Source organism: Sphingomonas sp. PEI4 (assembly GCF_056679955.1).
In genome coordinates this window covers 14114-31250 of the sequence record NZ_JBWXPI010000006.1, presented here as the reverse complement: position 1 = coordinate 31250, position 17137 = coordinate 14114, and the positions used below count along the sequence as shown (strand labels likewise).

The 17137-nt window shown below is 61.4% G+C and carries 18 protein-coding genes and 1 pseudogene; 8 read left to right on the top strand and 11 right to left on the bottom strand.

Annotated features, from left to right (window positions below):
- Window positions 1-16: 16 nt before the first annotated feature.
- Window positions 17-1108: an Abi family protein gene (locus tag AC1MLZ_RS24185; protein WP_480962373.1), complete on the bottom strand. Its 1092-nt coding sequence runs from the start codon at window positions 1106-1108 to the stop codon at window positions 17-19.
- 382 nt (window positions 1109-1490) lie between these two features.
- Window positions 1491-1883, bottom strand: a complete 393-nt coding sequence (locus tag AC1MLZ_RS24180; protein WP_480962372.1) for a hypothetical protein — start codon at window positions 1881-1883, stop codon at window positions 1491-1493.
- Window positions 1884-2008: 125 nt separating this feature from the next.
- On the opposite strand from AC1MLZ_RS24180, the gene AC1MLZ_RS24175 reads away from it, so the two are divergent.
- The gene (locus tag AC1MLZ_RS24175) at window positions 2009-2302 is read left to right on the top strand and encodes a hypothetical protein (RefSeq protein ID WP_480962371.1); all 294 of its coding nucleotides are present in this window, start codon (window positions 2009-2011) and stop codon (window positions 2300-2302) included.
- Between the two features lie 173 nt (window positions 2303-2475).
- Window positions 2476-2916, top strand: coding sequence for a GNAT family N-acetyltransferase (locus AC1MLZ_RS24170; protein WP_480962370.1), 441 nt, complete (start codon window positions 2476-2478; stop codon window positions 2914-2916).
- A 265-nt stretch (window positions 2917-3181) separates the two neighbouring features.
- On the opposite strand, the gene AC1MLZ_RS24165 is transcribed toward AC1MLZ_RS24170, so the two are convergent.
- On the bottom strand, window positions 3182-4612 hold the full coding sequence (locus tag AC1MLZ_RS24165) for an IS1182 family transposase (RefSeq protein ID WP_480958275.1): 1431 nt from the start codon (window positions 4610-4612) through the stop codon (window positions 3182-3184).
- 249 nt (window positions 4613-4861) lie between these two features.
- Between AC1MLZ_RS24165 and AC1MLZ_RS24160 the strand changes: the two genes are divergently transcribed.
- On the top strand, window positions 4862-5608 hold the full coding sequence (locus AC1MLZ_RS24160) for an EAL domain-containing protein (RefSeq protein ID WP_480962369.1): 747 nt from the start codon (window positions 4862-4864) through the stop codon (window positions 5606-5608).
- A gap of 514 nt (window positions 5609-6122) precedes the next feature.
- Here AC1MLZ_RS24160 and AC1MLZ_RS24155 read toward each other — a convergent pair.
- The 3 genes from AC1MLZ_RS24155 to AC1MLZ_RS24145 all read right to left on the bottom strand — a co-directional run bounded on the left by AC1MLZ_RS24155 (window position 6123) and on the right by AC1MLZ_RS24145 (window position 8156).
- On the bottom strand, window positions 6123-6308 hold the full coding sequence (locus tag AC1MLZ_RS24155) for a hypothetical protein (protein ID WP_480962368.1): 186 nt from the start codon (window positions 6306-6308) through the stop codon (window positions 6123-6125).
- Complete coding sequence (locus tag AC1MLZ_RS24150; protein ID WP_480962367.1) at window positions 6295-6438, bottom strand: hypothetical protein; 144 nt, start codon at window positions 6436-6438, stop codon at window positions 6295-6297. The genes AC1MLZ_RS24155 and AC1MLZ_RS24150 overlap by 14 nt, the downstream gene beginning before the upstream one ends.
- A gap of 671 nt (window positions 6439-7109) precedes the next feature.
- Window positions 7110-8156 carry a site-specific integrase gene (locus AC1MLZ_RS24145; protein WP_480962366.1) on the bottom strand — a complete coding sequence of 349 codons (1047 nt, stop codon included), beginning with the start codon at window positions 8154-8156 and terminating at the stop codon, window positions 7110-7112.
- Between the two features lie 330 nt (window positions 8157-8486).
- On the opposite strand from AC1MLZ_RS24145, the pseudogene AC1MLZ_RS24140 reads away from it, so the two are divergent.
- The 5 genes and pseudogenes from AC1MLZ_RS24140 to AC1MLZ_RS24120 form a co-directional block, all read left to right on the top strand.
- Window positions 8487-8704: pseudogene (locus tag AC1MLZ_RS24140) on the top strand (AbrB family transcriptional regulator); the annotation flags it as partial.
- A 370-nt stretch (window positions 8705-9074) separates the two neighbouring features.
- A complete protein-coding gene (locus AC1MLZ_RS24135) occupies window positions 9075-9410 on the top strand; it encodes a hypothetical protein (RefSeq protein ID WP_480962365.1) in 336 nt (111 codons plus the stop codon).
- 3 nt (window positions 9411-9413) lie between these two features.
- Window positions 9414-10046, top strand: coding sequence for an SOS response-associated peptidase family protein (locus AC1MLZ_RS24130; RefSeq protein WP_480962364.1), 633 nt, complete (start codon window positions 9414-9416; stop codon window positions 10044-10046).
- A complete protein-coding gene (locus AC1MLZ_RS24125) occupies window positions 10039-10233 on the top strand; it encodes a hypothetical protein (protein WP_480962363.1) in 195 nt (64 codons plus the stop codon). The genes AC1MLZ_RS24130 and AC1MLZ_RS24125 overlap by 8 nt, the downstream gene beginning before the upstream one ends.
- A 72-nt stretch (window positions 10234-10305) precedes the next feature.
- Window positions 10306-10497: a hypothetical protein gene (locus AC1MLZ_RS24120; protein WP_480962362.1), complete on the top strand. Its 192-nt coding sequence runs from the start codon at window positions 10306-10308 to the stop codon at window positions 10495-10497.
- 175 nt (window positions 10498-10672) lie between these two features.
- Here the strand turns inward: AC1MLZ_RS24120 and AC1MLZ_RS24115 are convergent, their stop codons facing one another.
- From AC1MLZ_RS24115 to AC1MLZ_RS24095, 5 genes are all read right to left on the bottom strand, one after another.
- Complete coding sequence (locus AC1MLZ_RS24115) at window positions 10673-11296, bottom strand: plasmid pRiA4b ORF-3 family protein (protein WP_480962361.1); 624 nt, start codon at window positions 11294-11296, stop codon at window positions 10673-10675.
- A 280-nt stretch (window positions 11297-11576) separates the two neighbouring features.
- Window positions 11577-13772 (bottom strand): SF1B family DNA helicase RecD2, encoded by a 2196-nt coding sequence (gene recD2, locus AC1MLZ_RS24110; RefSeq protein ID WP_480962466.1) that lies wholly within the window; start codon window positions 13770-13772, stop codon window positions 11577-11579.
- 293 nt (window positions 13773-14065) lie between these two features.
- Window positions 14066-14482 (bottom strand): DUF1622 domain-containing protein, encoded by a 417-nt coding sequence (locus AC1MLZ_RS24105; RefSeq protein ID WP_480962360.1) that lies wholly within the window; start codon window positions 14480-14482, stop codon window positions 14066-14068.
- A gap of 143 nt (window positions 14483-14625) precedes the next feature.
- Window positions 14626-16272 (bottom strand): ABC transporter permease, encoded by a 1647-nt coding sequence (locus tag AC1MLZ_RS24100; RefSeq protein ID WP_480962359.1) that lies wholly within the window; start codon window positions 16270-16272, stop codon window positions 14626-14628.
- On the bottom strand, window positions 16269-17135 hold the full coding sequence (locus tag AC1MLZ_RS24095; RefSeq protein ID WP_480962358.1) for an ABC transporter ATP-binding protein: 867 nt from the start codon (window positions 17133-17135) through the stop codon (window positions 16269-16271). Before AC1MLZ_RS24095 ends, AC1MLZ_RS24100 begins: the two co-directional genes overlap by 4 nt.
- Window positions 17136-17137 lie beyond the last annotated feature (2 nt).

Below are 17137 nucleotides of genomic sequence, written 5' to 3'. Positions count from 1 at the left end.
CGATCGTCCTGGATTCTCAGTAGCGGCGATGCGCGCGCAGAATTATCCCCGTCACCTTTCCCGCTGCATCCAAACCGATGACGGCGTTGATGTTCGGCAGCTTCAGCAATTCGATCGCGTCGCCGAAGGGTTCGCTTTGGTTCATCGAAACCCAGGCCTTGCTGACGTTAGTCACCGCCAGCAGGTCGGCCACGGATCGTTCGCCTGGTGCGGTCAGTCCGGCGTTCGCTTTTGCGTCATCGGCGAGATAGCGCAGAAGCTCAAAAGCACCGAATACCGCGATCGGTCTGTTGGCCGCATCAAAGCAGATTGCGGCCTGCGCCTTGCGATCGAGTTGACCGAGGACGCTGTCGAGCATGGTTGCCTCGGTGACGGCAATGAAGTCGGGTGCAAGCCTCGTCCCGAGCGCGACGAAGCCGGCTACGGGGCCGCGTGGACGCGTGCGTAGCACCGCGCTCACCGTCGAATGATGTTTGACCCACGCCGCGGTTTCGGCGCAGCGGTAGCCGATCATCTCGACGATCGTCGCGAGCATCGCGTTTATGTCGAGGTGCAAAATAGGCTCGTGATGTGCGATACGGTTGCGGAAGTGGTTGATCTTACGCACCAAGTTCTGGACGTCTTGGCGAGACATACCGGGCGATGCAACGGTCTTACGCGGCAGGTTCGGCAACATTAGGTTGAGGTCAGTGCGCCAGAGATCATGATATTCCGGTCGGAAGAGGTTCGACCAGAAATCGAACGTCATTTCGGCTATGACTTGGCCGCGTGAGGCACCAATGCCCGCGCGATTGATCGCCTTCTGCAGGGTCGATTGTCCCTCAGGCATCAGCACAGCGTCAACGAAAGCCCTATCGACGTGCCACATAGGGCCGTGTCGAGCCACTAACAGCTCGTCGATAGCGTTACGAAGCGTTACCTCTATCACCCCAAGGGGGTATATAAACGATCTGGCGAGGCGCGCATTGTAGAGATACAGCGCCAAGGCATATCCCTCGTTGCCGCCCCCCAAGCCGAGATATTTGCTAAAGCGTGGTTCCGACAACGACGCTCGGATGGCTGCGACCTGCTGAGGCAGATTGGGGTAGGGTACTTGACTTTCGGCCATGTCTACGCCTATCTAACTATAGCAGTCGAAGCGACCCCACTGGCGCAAGCTATGCGTCCTCGACACAGAATTATAGGGCACCAGGTCAGGCTCCGCCTCACCTGGTGTTTCTGTTTTTGGGCCTATGTGCGCGGACAGGCACATGGTGCCGCCGTTCATGACGGGCGAACGCCCTCATAGCAAAGCCCGAAATCTAACCGAACCGTTGTGCAAGTGCCTCCCTGCCGAACTCGCATCGTCGTGGTGTCGGAACGAAAGGCCAACGAGACAGGTGGGGCCGCCTCGTTTGCAATCCATGTGAGGGAACCGGACGAGGTCGACCCCGAAGCGATTGGGCTCAGCCGGCGCCCGGGCGCCTAATCGTCGCATCCGCAAGCGCACCTCAGATGGTACGCGTCGTTCGTCCCTGGCGCGAAATGCCGTGGGATAGCCTGAGTGTGTTGAGAAGGATCGGAAACTGCGTGTGGCCGGGGTTCTCGCCGTGCGCGATCGCGCAGGCGCAAGCGCAAGCGAGGTGATCGAGCGCGGATCGCAGGTTATGCAGGGCATCGCCGATGAAGAGCGCCAACCGCCGATCCGGGAAGGTAAACCTTTCGTAGAGATAAAATCCGGGCTTGCCTGTGTCGGTGTGCTGAGTCTGGATAGCCTCGTATGGCCGCTTGGCGAAGTAGCGATCCGCCTCCTGCGCGAACGCGGCGATGTGCCGATTGGCGTGGTCGACCTTGGCCACCGCACCCGCGAAATCGGGGAGGACGGGCGGGGTGGGGATGTTCATGCGGTTAGCTCCAGCGGCGTTCATCCAGCACCGTGACGATGGGAGCGCACAAGCGGAGTTGGACAAGGATTTCACCCTCCGACGGTCGTTGGGCGTCACGGGACTTCCGGCCTATCTCATTGAGTATGGCGACAAAAGGCTGCTTGCAGGTGGCGTCCTTAACCTACGCCGACTTCATCACAACGTTTGAGACGCTAACCGACGGTGAGCTGGTGGCAGTCCCTCCCATTGCGACCACGGATAGTGTGCGTGAACTGATAGACCCCCACCCGCTAATTTCGCCGATTGAGGTCAGGGAAGCGTTCGGTTTGAGCGATCTCACCGACGTAGAGGCGCTGATCCAGCCATTGGTTGATGCAGGAAAGGTCCGCATCAAAGATGTGTGCCGTGGGTGGTTTATAGAAAGGGTGACGAGCTAGTCCGGGTTTTGAGAAGCCTCGACCTGTCTCATTGAACCATCCCTCGCGAGAATTCCGGATCGGGCAAGAACGCCCAAAGTCGGTCATTCGAGCTACTGATTGCGTACCTACAACCGGACGCGCATTGGAATGGGGGGGTGGGCATTACTGTGCGCGTCGGTATGGATGTGCTTATGAGCAACAAAGTCATGATAGCTGCCACCCTAACGCCAGAGGATCGGGCAGCTATTCTCGCACCTCTCGCGGATTTCAACCAACGGTTTGCGCCGCCCAGTAAGTCGGAGGAAATGGTCCTCGCTTTGGCCGGCAATGACGGAGCGCTGTCCGGCGGCCTTATAGGGCGTTCCGCTCACAACTGGCTTTTCGTGGAATACCTTTCTGTTCCCGAGAATATACGAGGCACGGGCGCAGGGCGCAGACTACTGGAGGAAGCTGAGACGCTTGCGATCTCGCGCGGGTGCATAGGGGTATGGCTCGATACGTTTTCTTGGCAGGCGCGCGGCTTCTATGAAAAGTGCGGTTACTCGGTGTTTGGTACGCTGGAAGATCACCCGGTTGGCCACGCTCGTTTCTTTCTAAAAAAGCAATTAATCAAGCAACCGCCTGCTGGCTGAGTTTTCTTACGCCGCTGGAGCGCTCAAAAGCCGCCAGTCCGCTTTCCTTCCAACTCGGACATTCCCGAAATCCGATCCAGACCGTGCGAGAACTCGCCGTCACATGGGCACAGACGTCTTTTGTTAAACCGTGGAGCTGGGCGCAAATATTTTTGAGTTACTGCCGTGGTGGCGCTCTGGTGGCGCTCTGGTGGCGCTCTGGTGGCGCTGTGGTGGCTTCAAGGGGAGGCCATTGAGCGCTGCGCAGCAGATTTGGCGAGCTTGATCAGCCCTGTACGGCCCTGATCAACCCCGGCACGCCGATGAGGGTAATGGCTCTTCTTAGATTGTAGGCGAGCGCGGTCAGACTGAACTCGGCGCGAACCTTCTCCAGCCCGCGCATCAGGAATGCGCCCTGGTTCATCCATTGCTTGATCGAGCCGAACGGGTGTTCGACCGTCTCGCGGCGAACGGCAAGAATATCAGGGCGCGCAACCAAGCGCCCCGCCATGCGGTCCAGCACCGCCTCGTTTTCCCAACGGTTGATGCGCCGCCAGCGACTGCTGGTACAGTTCACCTTGATTGCGCAGTCCGAACAGGCGGCGGGGTTGGAATATTGGATGTTGGCGTGGCCGCGCGTCACTGCGCGATAGCTGATGTCGAGGGTCCGGCCACCCGGGCAGTGGTACGCGTCCGCCTCGGCATCGTAGCAAAAGAGATCCTTAGAGAAACGGCCATTGGCGATGGCGCTGCCCCGTCTCGGCCGGGCGACGAAGGGTGTGATACCATTCGCCTCGCATGCTTCGATGTCCTCGCCTTTGTAATAGCCCATGTCGGCGACCACATCGATCTGCTCGACGCCTAGCGCGTCTTTCGCCGCCCCAGCAGTGGGTGCCAGCAGACCCATGTCGGTGCCGGCGTTGGTAACGTGCTGCTCGACGATCAGCTTGTGTTTCGCATCCACCGCTACCTGCGCGTTGTAGCCCACCGTGGTCTTTCGACCCGTGACCATCGCGCGCGCATCGGGGTCGGTTAGCGATATCTGGCTCTCGCCGCTGGCGTTCAGCTCGTGCAGCATCGCCTCCTGGGCCTGACGCCGCTCGCGCACCCTGGCGATCTTTGCGGCCAGCGCCCCGCTGCGGCCAGGCCCATGGCCATCCTCGCCGCGGTCGATGGCGTCCATCTCGGCAAGATACCCCTCAAGCCGCTCGTCGGCCGCGGCAATATACCTGGCCAGCTTGTCACGGGAGAAGTTGCGTGCCGGGTTGTTCACCGCCTTCAGCCGCGTGCCGTCCACCGCCAGCAGCTCGCGCCCGAACAGGTCGAGCTTGCGGCATAGGACGACGAAGGCGCGGAACACTGCCTTGAAGGCGCTCCGGTTGTCGCGACGAAAGTCAGCGATGGTCTTGTAGTCTGGCCGAAGCCCACGCAGCAGCCAGATCAGCTCGAGGTTGCGTGCCGCCTCGGCTTCCAGCCGTCGGCTCGACCGCACCCGGTTGAGATAGCCGTACAGGTACAGCTTGAGCATGTCGCCCGGGTCATAGCCTGGCCGCCCCGTCGCCTTCGGCCGCGACCGATGAAAACCGGCCTCGCCCAGATCGAGGTCATCAACGAACGCGTCGATGAACCGAACCGGACTATCCGCTGCCACATAATCCTCTACCGATGCCGGCAGCAGCAGCGCCTGGTCGCGCGCATGACCCTGGATGTATGCCATGGCCACAGCATACGCCCGTCAGCAACCTTGTGGAATCACCCAGCGAGTTTTCGCACGGTCTGGATACTATTTCGAGAATTGCACGGTCAAGGAGCACGCTTTGCTACCTCTGATCGTCGCGGCAGGATGCCGCGGTGATTTCTGCCATTCCGACAATGATGAAGAACGCTGTATGTTAAGGATTAGAATGGGTTGGGTTGCTGACTGATATGAACGAAATGCTAATGGTTGAATGTTATCAAGAGGACAATGTTACGCCATTTTCGCCAGCTCATCCGGTCGGATGAACCGTTACCTACGACAAAGGCGGCCCGGTCGATTCGGCTTGTGGACGCGTTTGAAGCAGAAGAAGCGGGATGGTTTTGGGAGACGGATTCCAACGGGAATATCACTTATATTTCCAGTCATATACGCCAGAAGCTATGCAGCCAGTCCTTAGACGCTGGTGCTGCCACTTTGCCCCAAATTCTTGAGATTGACCAGAGCTTCATTCGCGGTGCGATTGTAGCAGGCAACCGCAACGCAGCCATCATCCGCGCGATCGTCACGCTGGCAGATGCGCTGGGGATGGAGACCACGGCGGAGGGCGTGGAGCAGCAGGACGAGATTGCGTTCATACGAGAACTCGGTTGCAGTCACATCCAGGGCTATGTCTTTGGACGGCCGGCGAAGATCGAACACGTGATGGCCTGTTTATCGGACTATGGTGGTCCTGCAGAAGCAATCGGCTATAAGGTCAGCCGCGCACCTTGCGAGAAGGTGCTCCGCAAGGCGCAGCTTCTGCATAATGGCAGCCGCACTCAGATTATCGTACGCAACGTTTCGCCGAACGGAGTCATGATTGAAGGCTCTGCCCTTAACAACGCCAACTTAGGCGCGGCTGTATCGATTGAGCTGGGTCATGGACATATACTATCCGGGAACGTTCGATGGGTTGTCGATGGCAGAGTCGGCATCGAATTTGTAAGGACTATTGACCAAAAGCTCGTTATTTAAGTTAGTATTGCTAGGTATATTCTCCAATACGTCAGTTTAGCCGCCTTCTCTATCCAGAAATTGTAGCTCGGAGATAGAAAAATGGGAATCATCATTCTGGACGAATGGCCGTTATCGGGAGCCCGGGTGAGGCCGATTTCTACCAATCCGATCTTGCCATCTCCAATGATAGAGAAATTGTGAGTTTGGCATCACGAACGGCCAAAACGTCGTGGAAATCGGACAGATAGGCGTCGGTAGCGGCCAATATCGCGCGCTAGATCGCGTGCGCCCTCATAAATGAACCTAGTTACCTTCCGTGCCGGCGTGTTGGGTGTGCAACGTTGCCGCAGGTCGCAGTCCTTTCCTGGTGGCCGGCCCGATATCGGATGAAGCCTTCCTAGCCAACATTGCCGCGTGCTTGCGTGAAGTTTCGGCTGCGGGGACGCCTGCGGTTGCCGGCAGGGCAGACATAGATCTTGTCGCCTAGGTCATAGCCGAAGTCTGCCGGCTCAAAGCTGCCGTCGCGGCAGACCTACTTGTCGAACACTAAGACGTGCGGGTGGATGTCGCGTCCGTGGACAACCCACGCCAGCATCTCGGCCGAGCTATAACCGGTGTCCGCTGCCAGCCGTTCAGGCCAGACGCCAAACCGGTCCTCCGCGCGCTCGATCATTGCCTGCGCTTCATGCCGCAGCGTCCACACGTTAAAGTTTATCAATCGGGATCACGTCGATCGCTGAAGCTAGCAACGCTCCGACAACCGTGAGGCCGAGCTGATCCGCGAGTTCGAGTGCCACCTCCAAATCGTGCTTCAAATCTTGGGGTGTTGACGGAACATCACGGCTCATCACGTCGGCATATCTGTCATAACCCAGCGGCGTCGATGGTATAAATGCGTGAGGGCGGCTGCCATTTCTACCGTGCCCTTGAGCGCGCTGAACGGATGGCTGTTATCGGGAGCTCGGATCGCCAGCGTGAACGACCGGGTCTGGACGATACCAGCCGCGCGGGCCTTCCTACAAACGAACCACACAAGAGACTCTGACACCTAGCTGGGCTTCTATTGTCCTGCGTCTGAGCCATTTTCTCGAAATCTGTTCCCAAATCGATTTTCCCGAAATTACCCAACGATGATGGAATTTCGGGAATGCGCGAGTGGCTAGAATGGCTCGGACTTAGGTGAGCCAGGTGCCCGCTCCCCTACTCAGCGCGGGTATCTACAGAGTCGATTGATCGGCTTGCCCCGATGGGTTGTTGGGCGTGGAAGCCTCGCATTTTCTCGCCAAAGGGACGCTGCCACTTAGCCCCGATCCACGGGCTTTCGCGACGGGGACATTCCTCCCCTTGAATTAAGAGGTGCCGTCGAACGCCTAGGCGTGCCCGAAAGCACGAGCAGACTGGTGGCTATACTGCGATGGTACAGGGCGCCGGCGCTAATTCGCCCTCAATCGGTACAACGTAGCGCGATGAAATCAGGTAGATGCCTGCTGTGTACAAGCTGCACGCGATCCAACGCCGCTTAGGCGAACCCCTCGCCCGCGTGGTTCCGGAAAGCCTCCTGATCGCGCACATATTCGCTGAGCATCTCCAGCGACTTGTGTCGGCTATGCTCCTTCATCTTGAACAGATTGGCGCCCTGCCGCCCCGCCTCGGTCAGGAACCCGGCGCGCAGGCTGTGGCCGGCAAAGAGGGTTGGATCATAGCCGGCCGCAGCGGCGCGTGCCTTGACGACAAGGGCCACAGTCTGTGGACTGATCGCATGCGCCGTCACGCGACCGTGCGGCGTCAGCCGTCGAAAGACCGGGCCGGCAGTAATCTGCGCCACCGCGAGCCAATCACGATAATGCCGTACCGGCTCCATGCGCCGACCATCGAGAATGGCGACGGATTGCCCCCTGCCCTCCTGGTCGCCTTTGGATACGGGAATATGGATGATCAGACCGCGCGGATCCTCAGAAATATGCGCGACTTCGATCGCCACCAGCTCTGAGCGCCGAAACGCGCCCATCATGCCGAGGCTGAGCAGCGCGCGGTCGCGGTAGTCCTGCAGGGTCGTGCCGGTGATCGTCCGCATCATATCGCGCAGCACATCACCGTCGGCAGGCCGCTTCTTGGCGGGGCGCTCACCACGCTTGGTATTACGGATCCCGCGCATGACCTTTTCGAGCGCTGCGGCGCCGGCCTGTGTGGTGGGCGGTTCAAGCTCTGCGGCGCGGTGGGCAAAGACGATCGCCGCCAGGCGCCGGCCGATTGAGGCCTTTGACAGGGCGCGTCCGTTGGAAAAGGCGCTGCCGGTCGTCGCGAGTTCGCTCAGGAACGCCGCGACAATGGCAGGTGTTGCGGGCAGCGCGCGGTAGCCGCGCGTGTCGCACCATGTACAAAAGAGCTGCCAGTCGGACCGGTAGGCGCGCAAGGTTGCGGTGGCCGAGGCGCGGGTGATGAAGTCATCGACGCGCGACTGATCCTCATGGGTAAGATCGGGAAGCCAGGGCTGCAGTGCGTGGTCGTCGGACAGCCGCACGATCGCCTGCCCGTCTGGCCGATCGCGACCATCATCGTCCATCATGCCACTGCCACCGGTGACGCCGATAGGGCGGTCATTGCCGCGCCGGACCGCCACGGCGTCGGGCTGATCGCCGATCGTCGCGCTGAGCCGTCCCGGCCCGCTTCGCTGTGCGCTTCCCGCATTTTTCCACCCGCTTTTGTCGTTTTGACCGACCGGCCGTAGCAGCCAAAGTTGCTAATGGGAATCAGGCTTATCGCTAGTAACTATTGTGGCAAATAGCGTAGATTGGCCACGGACAGAGCTCCTCCCCCTTCGACGTGTTTTAAGGTATAGAGACTTAACAATGCCACTACCGCCAGATATCGCTCCATGACCATCTAGGTACACATCATGTCCTGTGGCAGCATGGACCACCATTTTGGCATTCGCAAACGTCTATGGCTTGAAGGCGGCGGAGCGGTGCTTGTTGAGGAAACGCCTGATGGCGTTATTCTGCGTACGGAAGATCAGGCCGTGGCAAAGGCGCAGGCGATCGCCAAGCAGTATGCTCAGCATCCCGATGCCTCGGTCGATGCCTCCTTGCAGCGCGACGCGCGGAGAGCGGCGAACGACCCATATCGTGCTCGATGGCTCGGCGATCCTCGCACTGCCCAAAGGCGAGCGCGGCGCCAGCAAGGTTGCCAGCGTCGTCGCGGACGCGTCCGTCTGCGCGGTCAATTAAGCTGAGGTAGTCAGTCCCTTCGCGCACCTGCACAATGTGCTTTACCGCGGCCTCGCCGCCCTTTCGCAGCTGTTACGAGGTCGCTAGGTTTTTGTCGTTTTCGATCACCGCGCAATCGACAATGCGAAGAAGTCGATGTTGGCGGCGAGATACTGCATGACCCATCGGCATGACCTCCTGAAACAGGTCGATCTCGGCTTGGTCGATGCTGATGGGAACAGTTTGCTCGACCCACCCGACCGCGCGTAGGCTACCGCATGGAAAACATCGCATCGCCGCTCGACCTTTTCACCCTGCTCGAAGTCGCTCTCGAAGAGCGTAACGAAGCGGCGGACGCGTTCGACGTCTTCAAGCAAGACGCCGTGATGGCCCACGCCCCGGCACTTGGCGAGGAATCAGCCGTGACTAGCGAGGACGCTGCTCAGGCTGCGGCTGAGGAAGTTGACGAGTTCAGCGCCGAAGTGCGCGACCTCCTGCGCAATGCCTCGGATGCCGACCTCGAGAAGGCGTATCAGCAATCCGGCGGCGACGTCGGCAATGCCGTAGCCGAAGCGCTCCTGGGCGAGAACAAGCGCCGCAATCTCGGCAACTGAGCGATGTGCAACCGCGCGCGCAACCTCGGCGAGCCCGAAACACTGATCGAACGCTTCGGTGGAGGATGGCTAACCGACAAGCCGATGGACAACAGGTTCAACCCGGTCGAACTGTTCCCGCGCGGTCGGGCCTATGTGATCCGGCGCGACGGCAAGGCTAACGGCCTCGACGTTATGAGCTGGGATCTCCTCGGCCAAGGCGCAGCCTATCCGATCACGAACGTTCGCGACCTGAAGCGCTGGCGACCACGGTTAGAAAAACCAGAAGGCCGATGCCTGATTCCGCTGGCCGAGTTCTGCCAGTGGACGCCAGAAAGCTTCAAGGTGGGTGAAGGGCGGCCGATCAAGGGCGAGATGTGGTTCGATGTCATTGACCAGGACGTGTTTGCAGTAGCCGGCGTCTGGCAGCAACTGGGGGCAAAGCGCTGGTTCGCGATGCTGACGTGCGACCCGAACGAACTCGTCGCACCGATACACCCGAAAGCCATGATCACGATCCTGCATCCCGACGATCACGAGCGATGGCTGACGGGCAGCTATGACGACGTGCTGGCGTTGCAGAAGCCGTACCCGGCCGACCAGATGACTGTGCGGGGACCGGTGTTTCCTACCCGCAAAGGCGACTCTAATGCCTGAGCAGCCAATGATGGCGGAGCGCGAGGTGTGGGAGAAAGCCGCATTGATCGTCGCGCAGTTTGGCAACGACAAGGTTGAGCATTTCGCCGCACGGCTCGTCGATACTCTTCGCGACATCGCCGATCCGCAGGACTGGCGCCGGGTTGCGGCCGCAGTAGATGTGATTGCCGCGGCGTCCAAGCAGTAGCGCCTGTTCGTCGCTGAACACTTGGCTCCCGAACGTTATTCGTGCGTTTGAAGCACAACAGAGGAGACGACCATGGCTGACAGAGAGAAGATCACTGACGGCGCGAACGAGCGGGCCATCGACGAGCCGATCGCGGGTACCGCACCCGGCATCCCGGATGATGCGCTGATGCCGGGCGAGGAACTGCTGGAGGAGCCAAGTGACAAGGAAGTCGCGCGTATCGCGGCCAAGCTCGGTGCGCCAGTCCCCGACAAGCCACAGTAGGAACCTAAGCCGACGTGCTGCCGAGCCTGAGTCCGCCACGGCGCGAGCGAAGCGCTCCGAGCGGGACGACCATTCTCTAGCTCGTCCCATTGTTCCGCCGAAGACCAGTTGGTCGGGATCGCACGCTTGGTATCCTCGTGCCGAGTATCAATCCAATAATGGCTGCCGGAGGCCGTCAGTCATTTGCGGGCTTGATGATGCGCTTTGCAGCGGCATTGCGCCGAGCGGCGATACGACCGAGGGCGAACTGAATTGGAATCACGTCCAAGTCGGCGGGATCATATTCGTCGAGCCAATCGCTGATTGCGGCGTGATCGGCGTGATCGGCGTCGGCGCGCGCTTCCAGCATATCGCGGAACCCGGCGAGGCCGCCGCAGTCCTCCGGCGGGCAGTCGCGTGCGCCGTCGATGAAGCGGGGATAGGCGGTAGCGGGATCACCGGCGCGCACGTCGCTGATGATGAGCCGGTGCTCCCAGTTATCACCAAAGTCGTAGATGTAGTCGATGCTCGTGGTGCCGGGCGTGATGACGTCACGCAGGCGGGTGCGGTCGGCTATCTTGCGCGGTGCCGTTCCCCAATCCTGCTCCGTTGGCAAGCCATAGGACGTGCCGGCGATGCGGAACTCCCAGAGATGGTAATCCAGCCAGCCCATGGTGACCTGAACGATATTGTGTAGGACTTTGAGGGTGACAGAGGTCGGGACCTCGACCAGGCGCCAAATTGGCGGATCACTATCCTTCAGATCGATACGCAACGTGGCGATCTCAGTGAAGCTGTCGATGGCCCGCTTGGCAGTCATGCGGCTTGAGATAGCAGGACTCGCGGCTTGCGCCAGTCCAAGGTAGCAGTTCGCCAAGGTAATCTGCCAGATGATCGGCGATGCGGGCGTGCGCGGTAGATCCTCTCGATTCATATTCCCGCGACATGGTGCATCAAGTCAATCAACCCGTTAATCGGAGCCGCGCCACATCCCGTACAAGATCAGGCGCACCATCGATCGGGTGAACGTCTGGTGCCGTAGCCATGGTTAGAGCATTAGCCTTCGCCCGGAACTCTCGCCACTCGCCCGCGGTGATATCCTATTTCGAAAGGCGCTCCCGGAGGAGCGACCATCGACGCGGCTGTCGTCGTTTGACGGCGATCGCGAGCGCTTTGCGCGATCCCACTAGGACCAGAAGCTTACGTGCGCGCGTCACGGCGGTGTAGATGAGCTCGCGCCCCAGCATGGTGTAGGCTTGCATCGTGAGCGGCAGGACTACAACCGGGTACTCCGACCCTTGCGACTTGTGGATCGTCGTTGCGTAGGCAAGCTGGAGAGCGTCTAGCTCGCCAAAGTCAAAGGTCGCTTCGGTTTGCCCGAACGTGGCCGTCAGCTCGGCTTCTGCGTGATCGACCCGGGTCACGACGCCGAGATCGCCGTTGTAGATGTCGCGCTCCCGATCGTTGACGATGTGCATCACCTTGTCTCCCGGTCCATACCGGTGACCAAACCGCTCCACGAACTGGTCGGTAGGCGGGTTGATGCGCTGCTGCAGCAGCGTGTTGAGCGCTCGTGCGCCCGCTCCTCCTCGCTGCATCGGTCCGAGGACCTGGATGTCGCGCGCGGGATCAAAGCCAAAGCGACGCGGAATATGTCGGGAGACAAGATCTACGACCTTCTCCGCGACATCGCCTGGTTCCTCAGCCTCGACGTAGAAGAAGTCGCCCTCGCCGCGGGCGGACAGGTCCGGCATTTCGCCGGCGTTGATCCTGTGTGCGTTGATGATGATACGGCTGGTGGCTGCCTGCCGGAACACTTCGGTCAACCGCACGATCGGCACGGCGCCGCTTCCGATTATGTCTTTCAGCACTTGGCCCGCGCCGACCGAAGGTAATTGGTCCACATCACCGACCAGGAGCAGCGCCGCGCTTGGCGGCAGCGCTTTTAGCGTCGCATGCATGAGCATCACGTCGATCATACTAGCCTCGTCGATGACGAGCAGTTGGCAGTCGAGTGGGTTATGTTCATTGCGCTTGAAGCCACCCTCTGCCGGGTCTGTCTCCAGCAGTCGGTGCAATGTCATCGCTTCCATCCCGCTGGACTCGGCCAGCCGTTTGGCAGCACGCCCGGTCGGAGCTGCAAGCGCCATGACCACCCGCTTTGCGGCAAGCGTTTTCAGGATCGAGTTGACCAGCGTGGTCTTGCCGACACCGGGCCCGCCGGTGATGACGCAGGTCTTCGACACGAGCGCCAGGCGCATTGCCTCTCGCTGGCTAGGTGACAAATCCAGGCCCGTCTTGCTCTCAACCCAGGGGATTGCCAGCTCAGCCTCAATGGGGGGCCAAGGCAGACAGCCTTCGCGCAACCTGAGCAGCCGATCAGCGATCGACTGCTCAGCGCGGTAGAGCCCGGCCAGGAACATGACCTCACGCCCTTCCGTGACCCCGGCGAGAACCTCGCCTGAGGCAAGTTCGCCCTCCAGCGCGCGCTGGATCAGCGGCTCGGCGACTTCCAGAAGCTTTGCGCCCGATCGAAGCAGGTCATCCCGGGGAAGGCCGCAATGGCCGTCATCCATAGCGCTGGTCAGCGCATAGCTGACGCCAGCCCGAACCCGTCGCGGGTCTTCCTTGCCATAGCCGATACTCGCCGCGATCGCGTCTGCAGTTTTGAACCCGATGCCGGTGATGTCGTGTGCGAGCTGGTACGGATCAGCCTTGATCGTCGCGATTGCCTGGTCACCGTAGGTCTTGAATATCCTCACCGCGCGCGCTGAGCTCACGCCGTGCCCGTACAGCCAGACGATGATCTCGCGGATCACGCGCTGGTCGCTCCAGCTTCTGATGATCTTAGCCTCGCGGACGGGACCGATCCCGGTCACCTCGCGAAGCCGTCTTGGGTCGTTTTCGATGATCTCGAACACGTCGTGCTGGAACGCTGCAACGAGCTTGGCCGCGTAGACCGGACCGATGCCTTTGATCATGCCCGAGCCGAGATACTTCTCCAGGCCCTTGAGCGTCGTCGGCACCGTTGCCTCGACCTGATCCGCCTTGAACTGCAGCCCATGATTGCGATCGTTAAGCCAGACGCCCGTCGCCTCGACATACTCACCGGCGCCGATTGCCGCTGCGTGGCCGGTGAGGGTTACGAGATCTCGCTGACCTTTCACCTTCAACCGCAGAACGCAGAAGCCCGTGTCCGCGTTGTGGAAGGTCACGCGCTCTACCGAACCTGCGATTTGGTCGCGAGCTGGCCGTGACGCAGTCGGACCAGATCGAACTGCAGGTTCCAAAGCCATCACCGGCATATAGGTGCGTCGGATAACTCGGCACAATCTGCCCTTTAGACGTCAGGCAAAGGCGAAAGAGTTTGGCTGCCCATCGTGGTCGTGGTGAGTTCGCGCTCCCGGCGACCCTTTGCCAAACTCCCCGCCCTCTCGGGCCGACCCAGAAGCAGACACGAAGGCTCCCTCGCCCCCCGAAACAGAGACCGGTTTTTGGCTTGCTCGAAGTCCTCGCCCGTAAGTTCGGGCTCCTCACCGTCGATATGGTGAAAAGAGTTTCAGCAGCATGACTACAAAGCCCGCATCCTTCAGGCGCGGTCACCGGTATTGACTATAGGCGGAGCGGAGCGCCCCTCCCGATCGCCCCGCTCCCTCCCGGCGCGCTGCCATGGCCAGCATCCCTCGATCTCGGTCTCGAGCGAGAAGCTGAGAAAGGTCCGGATCACGATGATGCCGCCTAGAAGCGCGACGCTCTGGAACGTGAGCGGTGCAGTGATCGTCGAGATGATATCCGCTCCGACCAGCAACTCGAGCCCGAGCAGGATACCGCGACCGAGGTTTGATCGGCATGCCTGATACGCGGCCTGCCATCCGCCACCTCGGAACCCTGATCGCACAAAGAGGATGGCGGCCAGCCCGACACCGCCGATGATGATCCCTACGCCAACAAGCTCGAGAAGCTTGGCCAGTTGATCGACGAAGGCGTGGGCTCCCTCGGTATCCATCGCATTTCTCCTGTGCAGAGCGCAGCCCGCTTACGTCCATGAGCCTTGCAGGCAGACTAGCGCTCCGGGCCGAACAGCGCACCTAACGGGCAAAGGCTATGGTCGACCGGAGTAGATCGCGAAGGCTGACTCTGCTCGGCGGGCTAGGCCGAAGAGCTCGCTCCGGCGGGGCGCGTCTTTCGTTGCCGCACTTGTTGCCCGTCCAAAGACCCGTGTTTGCACGCGAGCACTACCATCAACGCCGCCACGCTTCCCCAGCCGAGCCGGTACCAGCCCACGTCGCGAGCGCCGCTCAGGCTCGGCGGCAGTGGTGCGCCAGGGTAGCCGCCATACCTGTAATGCGGGTCGTCCCAGCCGAGCTTGCTCAGGGCGAGCGACCCGATCAGGTAGAAGATCATGTACCCCCAGCCAGCGAGCTTGTTCGGTGCGAGTGACTGAAGGAAAAGCGCAAGCGCGCCAAGCAGCAGCCATTCGTAGGCTTTGGGAAAGACGTACCATGTCAGGTATGCAGCCAGCGCGGGCGGCTGCCCCTTGGCGAGTTCGGTAACGGCCCCGGCTCCCGCGCTCGTCACTGCCAGCAACAGGAAAACTAGTGCCAGCGCGAGGAGCTTTGGGATCACCAGCACAGCCCTGCCTGCCGGGGTTGCCGCTATCAAAGGCGCGATATGGTGCTCGCGCTCAGCCCAGAACAATTCACCCGCGAAGAACAAGGCGATGACCGTTGGCACAAGTTGGAACGAGCTTGCCAGCGCGGTCACGGCGGCCGGCGTTCCGATCACTCGCGCCGCCGCTGCTGCGGCTGCCGCTAGTCCCATCAGCAGCAGCACGGCAAAGGCAGGCGTCACGACCACGCGCCGAGCCTCAAACACGGTGCGCACGCAGATCTGCGTTGCGACGATGCTCCACCCCGAGCGCGGGTGCAGCGAAGACCGCGTCCGCCGTGCGTCGGCGGGCAGAGCGGCTGCATGCGGCGGGTCAGCGCCGTCGCCCACGCCGACCAGCAGTGAGCCACGCACGCCGCGTCGAGGCGTGCGTGGCTGGGCAAGCCATGTCCCGAGCCCGACAAGCGCAGCGGCCACCGCAAGCCACACCAAGCGATTGGCCAGCAACGCGCCGCCAAGAGCGGGCAACATCACCTCGCGCTGAGCAGGGCCCCACCCCCGGATGGCGTCCGCTACCGCAGCAATGCCGAACGGCTCTATGACGCTCAGCCCGGTACTGCCGTTGTCGCTTGCCAGCCCGTACAGCGTCAGCAGTCCCGCCGCGCCGAGCAGGCACCCTGTCATCGACCGGGTGACCGACGTTAGCGCGAAGAACAAGGCCGAGGCGAGGAACAAGTTGGGGACCGCCAGCGCGAAAAACGCGAACAGATGGGCTTCCACTGGCCCAGTGCCGAGCCCCAGCACTGTGCCGGCCACCGCCATCGCGGCGGGGACCGATACAAAGCAAAGCAGCACTGCCCCAAATGCGCCCAGAAACCGTCCGAGTGCATAGCTCCGTGGGTTCACGGTCGTCGCGCGGACCAACTCCGCAAATCCGCTCACCTCGTCCCTAACCCCCGCCTCGCCCACGAACGCTGCCGCGGTGAACAGGAAGAACAAAGTCCAGACGAGGTGCATTCGCACGATGGCTGCGGCCCCGGTGCGCGTGCCCTCGTCCGCCAGCCCAACGCGCAACTCCTCGATTACCATCGAGCCGGAAACCATCAGCATGGATACCACGAACACGATCCAAAAGACGCGCCCGCCGAGTTGGTGACGAAACTCGTGCCAGGCGAGGCGAACGATCACCGCCGCAACTCCTGTTCGTACCCGAAAGCGGCGAAATACGCGTCCTCCAGCGTTGCCGGGATGGGCTCGAAGTCCGGTCCCGGGCGCTCGTCGGCCAGTACCCGCGCGGAAAGCCGCCCACCCGAGAGCCGCCGCGAAAGCAACGTCGCGGTGCCGGCGTCAGACTCCGCGGGCCCACGCCACACCCTCCCATCGAGCGCGCCAGCAAGCGCACCCGGTGAATCATAGGCCAGCACTCGGCCGCCAGCCAGCACGGCCACTCGCCCGCATAGATCTGCAACGTCGTCGACGATGTGGGTCGATACAATCACGACCGCAGTCTCACCAAGGCCGAACAGCAGTTCGTGAAAGCGATTGCGCTCAGCGGGATCGAGCCCTGCAGTCGGCTCGTCCAGAATGAGCAAGTCCGGCTCCCCGATCAGCGCCTGCGCCACACCCCAACGCTGGCGCATCCCGCCGGAAAATGTGGATACCGCCCGCCCACGTGCATCCCACAGGTTCACCAGCCGAAGCAGCCGCTCGGCGGTGTCGCGCCGCTCACCCCGCCCCGTTAGGCCTTTAAGTACCGCGATCTGATCGAACAGCGCCTCCGCCGACACGCCTGGATAGACGCCAAAATCCTGCGGCAGGTAGCCCAGCCGACGCCGCAGCGTCCGAGGCTCCGCAAGCATGTCTATCCCGTCGAAGTGCAACCGCCCCCTCGATGGAGATTGCAGAGTGGCCGCGACCCGCATCAGTGACGACTTACCCGCCCCATTGGGCCCAAGCAGCCCGAACAGCCCGCGGCCGATGGACAACGTCACCCCATCAAGTGCGGGGGTCCCGTCCGGATAGGTATGCGATACCTCCTCGATCTCCAGCATGT

What these genes read in the sequence shown, in the direction of transcription:
- AC1MLZ_RS24185 (WP_480962373.1), bottom strand. Translation starts at nt 1,108, where the DNA reads ATGGCCGAAAGTCAAGTACCCTACCCCAATCTGCCTCAGCAGGTCGCA.
- AC1MLZ_RS24180 (WP_480962372.1), bottom strand. Translation starts at nt 1,883, where the DNA reads ATGAACATCCCCACCCCGCCCGTCCTCCCCGATTTCGCGGGTGCGGTG.
- AC1MLZ_RS24175 (WP_480962371.1), top strand. Translation starts at nt 2,009, where the DNA reads ATGGCGACAAAAGGCTGCTTGCAGGTGGCGTCCTTAACCTACGCCGAC.
- AC1MLZ_RS24170 (WP_480962370.1), top strand. Translation starts at nt 2,476, where the DNA reads ATGAGCAACAAAGTCATGATAGCTGCCACCCTAACGCCAGAGGATCGG.
- AC1MLZ_RS24165 (WP_480958275.1), bottom strand. Translation starts at nt 4,612, where the DNA reads ATGGCATACATCCAGGGTCATGCGCGCGACCAGGCGCTGCTGCTGCCG.
- AC1MLZ_RS24160 (WP_480962369.1), top strand. Translation starts at nt 4,862, where the DNA reads ATGTTACGCCATTTTCGCCAGCTCATCCGGTCGGATGAACCGTTACCT.
- AC1MLZ_RS24150 (WP_480962367.1), bottom strand. Translation starts at nt 6,438, where the DNA reads ATGAGCCGTGATGTTCCGTCAACACCCCAAGATTTGAAGCACGATTTG.
- AC1MLZ_RS24145 (WP_480962366.1), bottom strand. Translation starts at nt 8,156, where the DNA reads ATGATGGACGATGATGGTCGCGATCGGCCAGACGGGCAGGCGATCGTG.
- AC1MLZ_RS24135 (WP_480962365.1), top strand. Translation starts at nt 9,075, where the DNA reads ATGGAAAACATCGCATCGCCGCTCGACCTTTTCACCCTGCTCGAAGTC.
- AC1MLZ_RS24130 (WP_480962364.1), top strand. Translation starts at nt 9,414, where the DNA reads ATGTGCAACCGCGCGCGCAACCTCGGCGAGCCCGAAACACTGATCGAA.
- AC1MLZ_RS24125 (WP_480962363.1), top strand. Translation starts at nt 10,039, where the DNA reads ATGCCTGAGCAGCCAATGATGGCGGAGCGCGAGGTGTGGGAGAAAGCC.
- AC1MLZ_RS24120 (WP_480962362.1), top strand. Translation starts at nt 10,306, where the DNA reads ATGGCTGACAGAGAGAAGATCACTGACGGCGCGAACGAGCGGGCCATC.
- AC1MLZ_RS24115 (WP_480962361.1), bottom strand. Translation starts at nt 11,296, where the DNA reads ATGACTGCCAAGCGGGCCATCGACAGCTTCACTGAGATCGCCACGTTG.
- recD2 (WP_480962466.1), bottom strand. Translation starts at nt 13,772, where the DNA reads ATGGCTTTGGAACCTGCAGTTCGATCTGGTCCGACTGCGTCACGGCCA.
- AC1MLZ_RS24105 (WP_480962360.1), bottom strand. Translation starts at nt 14,482, where the DNA reads ATGGATACCGAGGGAGCCCACGCCTTCGTCGATCAACTGGCCAAGCTT.
- AC1MLZ_RS24095 (WP_480962358.1), bottom strand. Translation starts at nt 17,135, where the DNA reads ATGCTGGAGATCGAGGAGGTATCGCATACCTATCCGGACGGGACCCCC.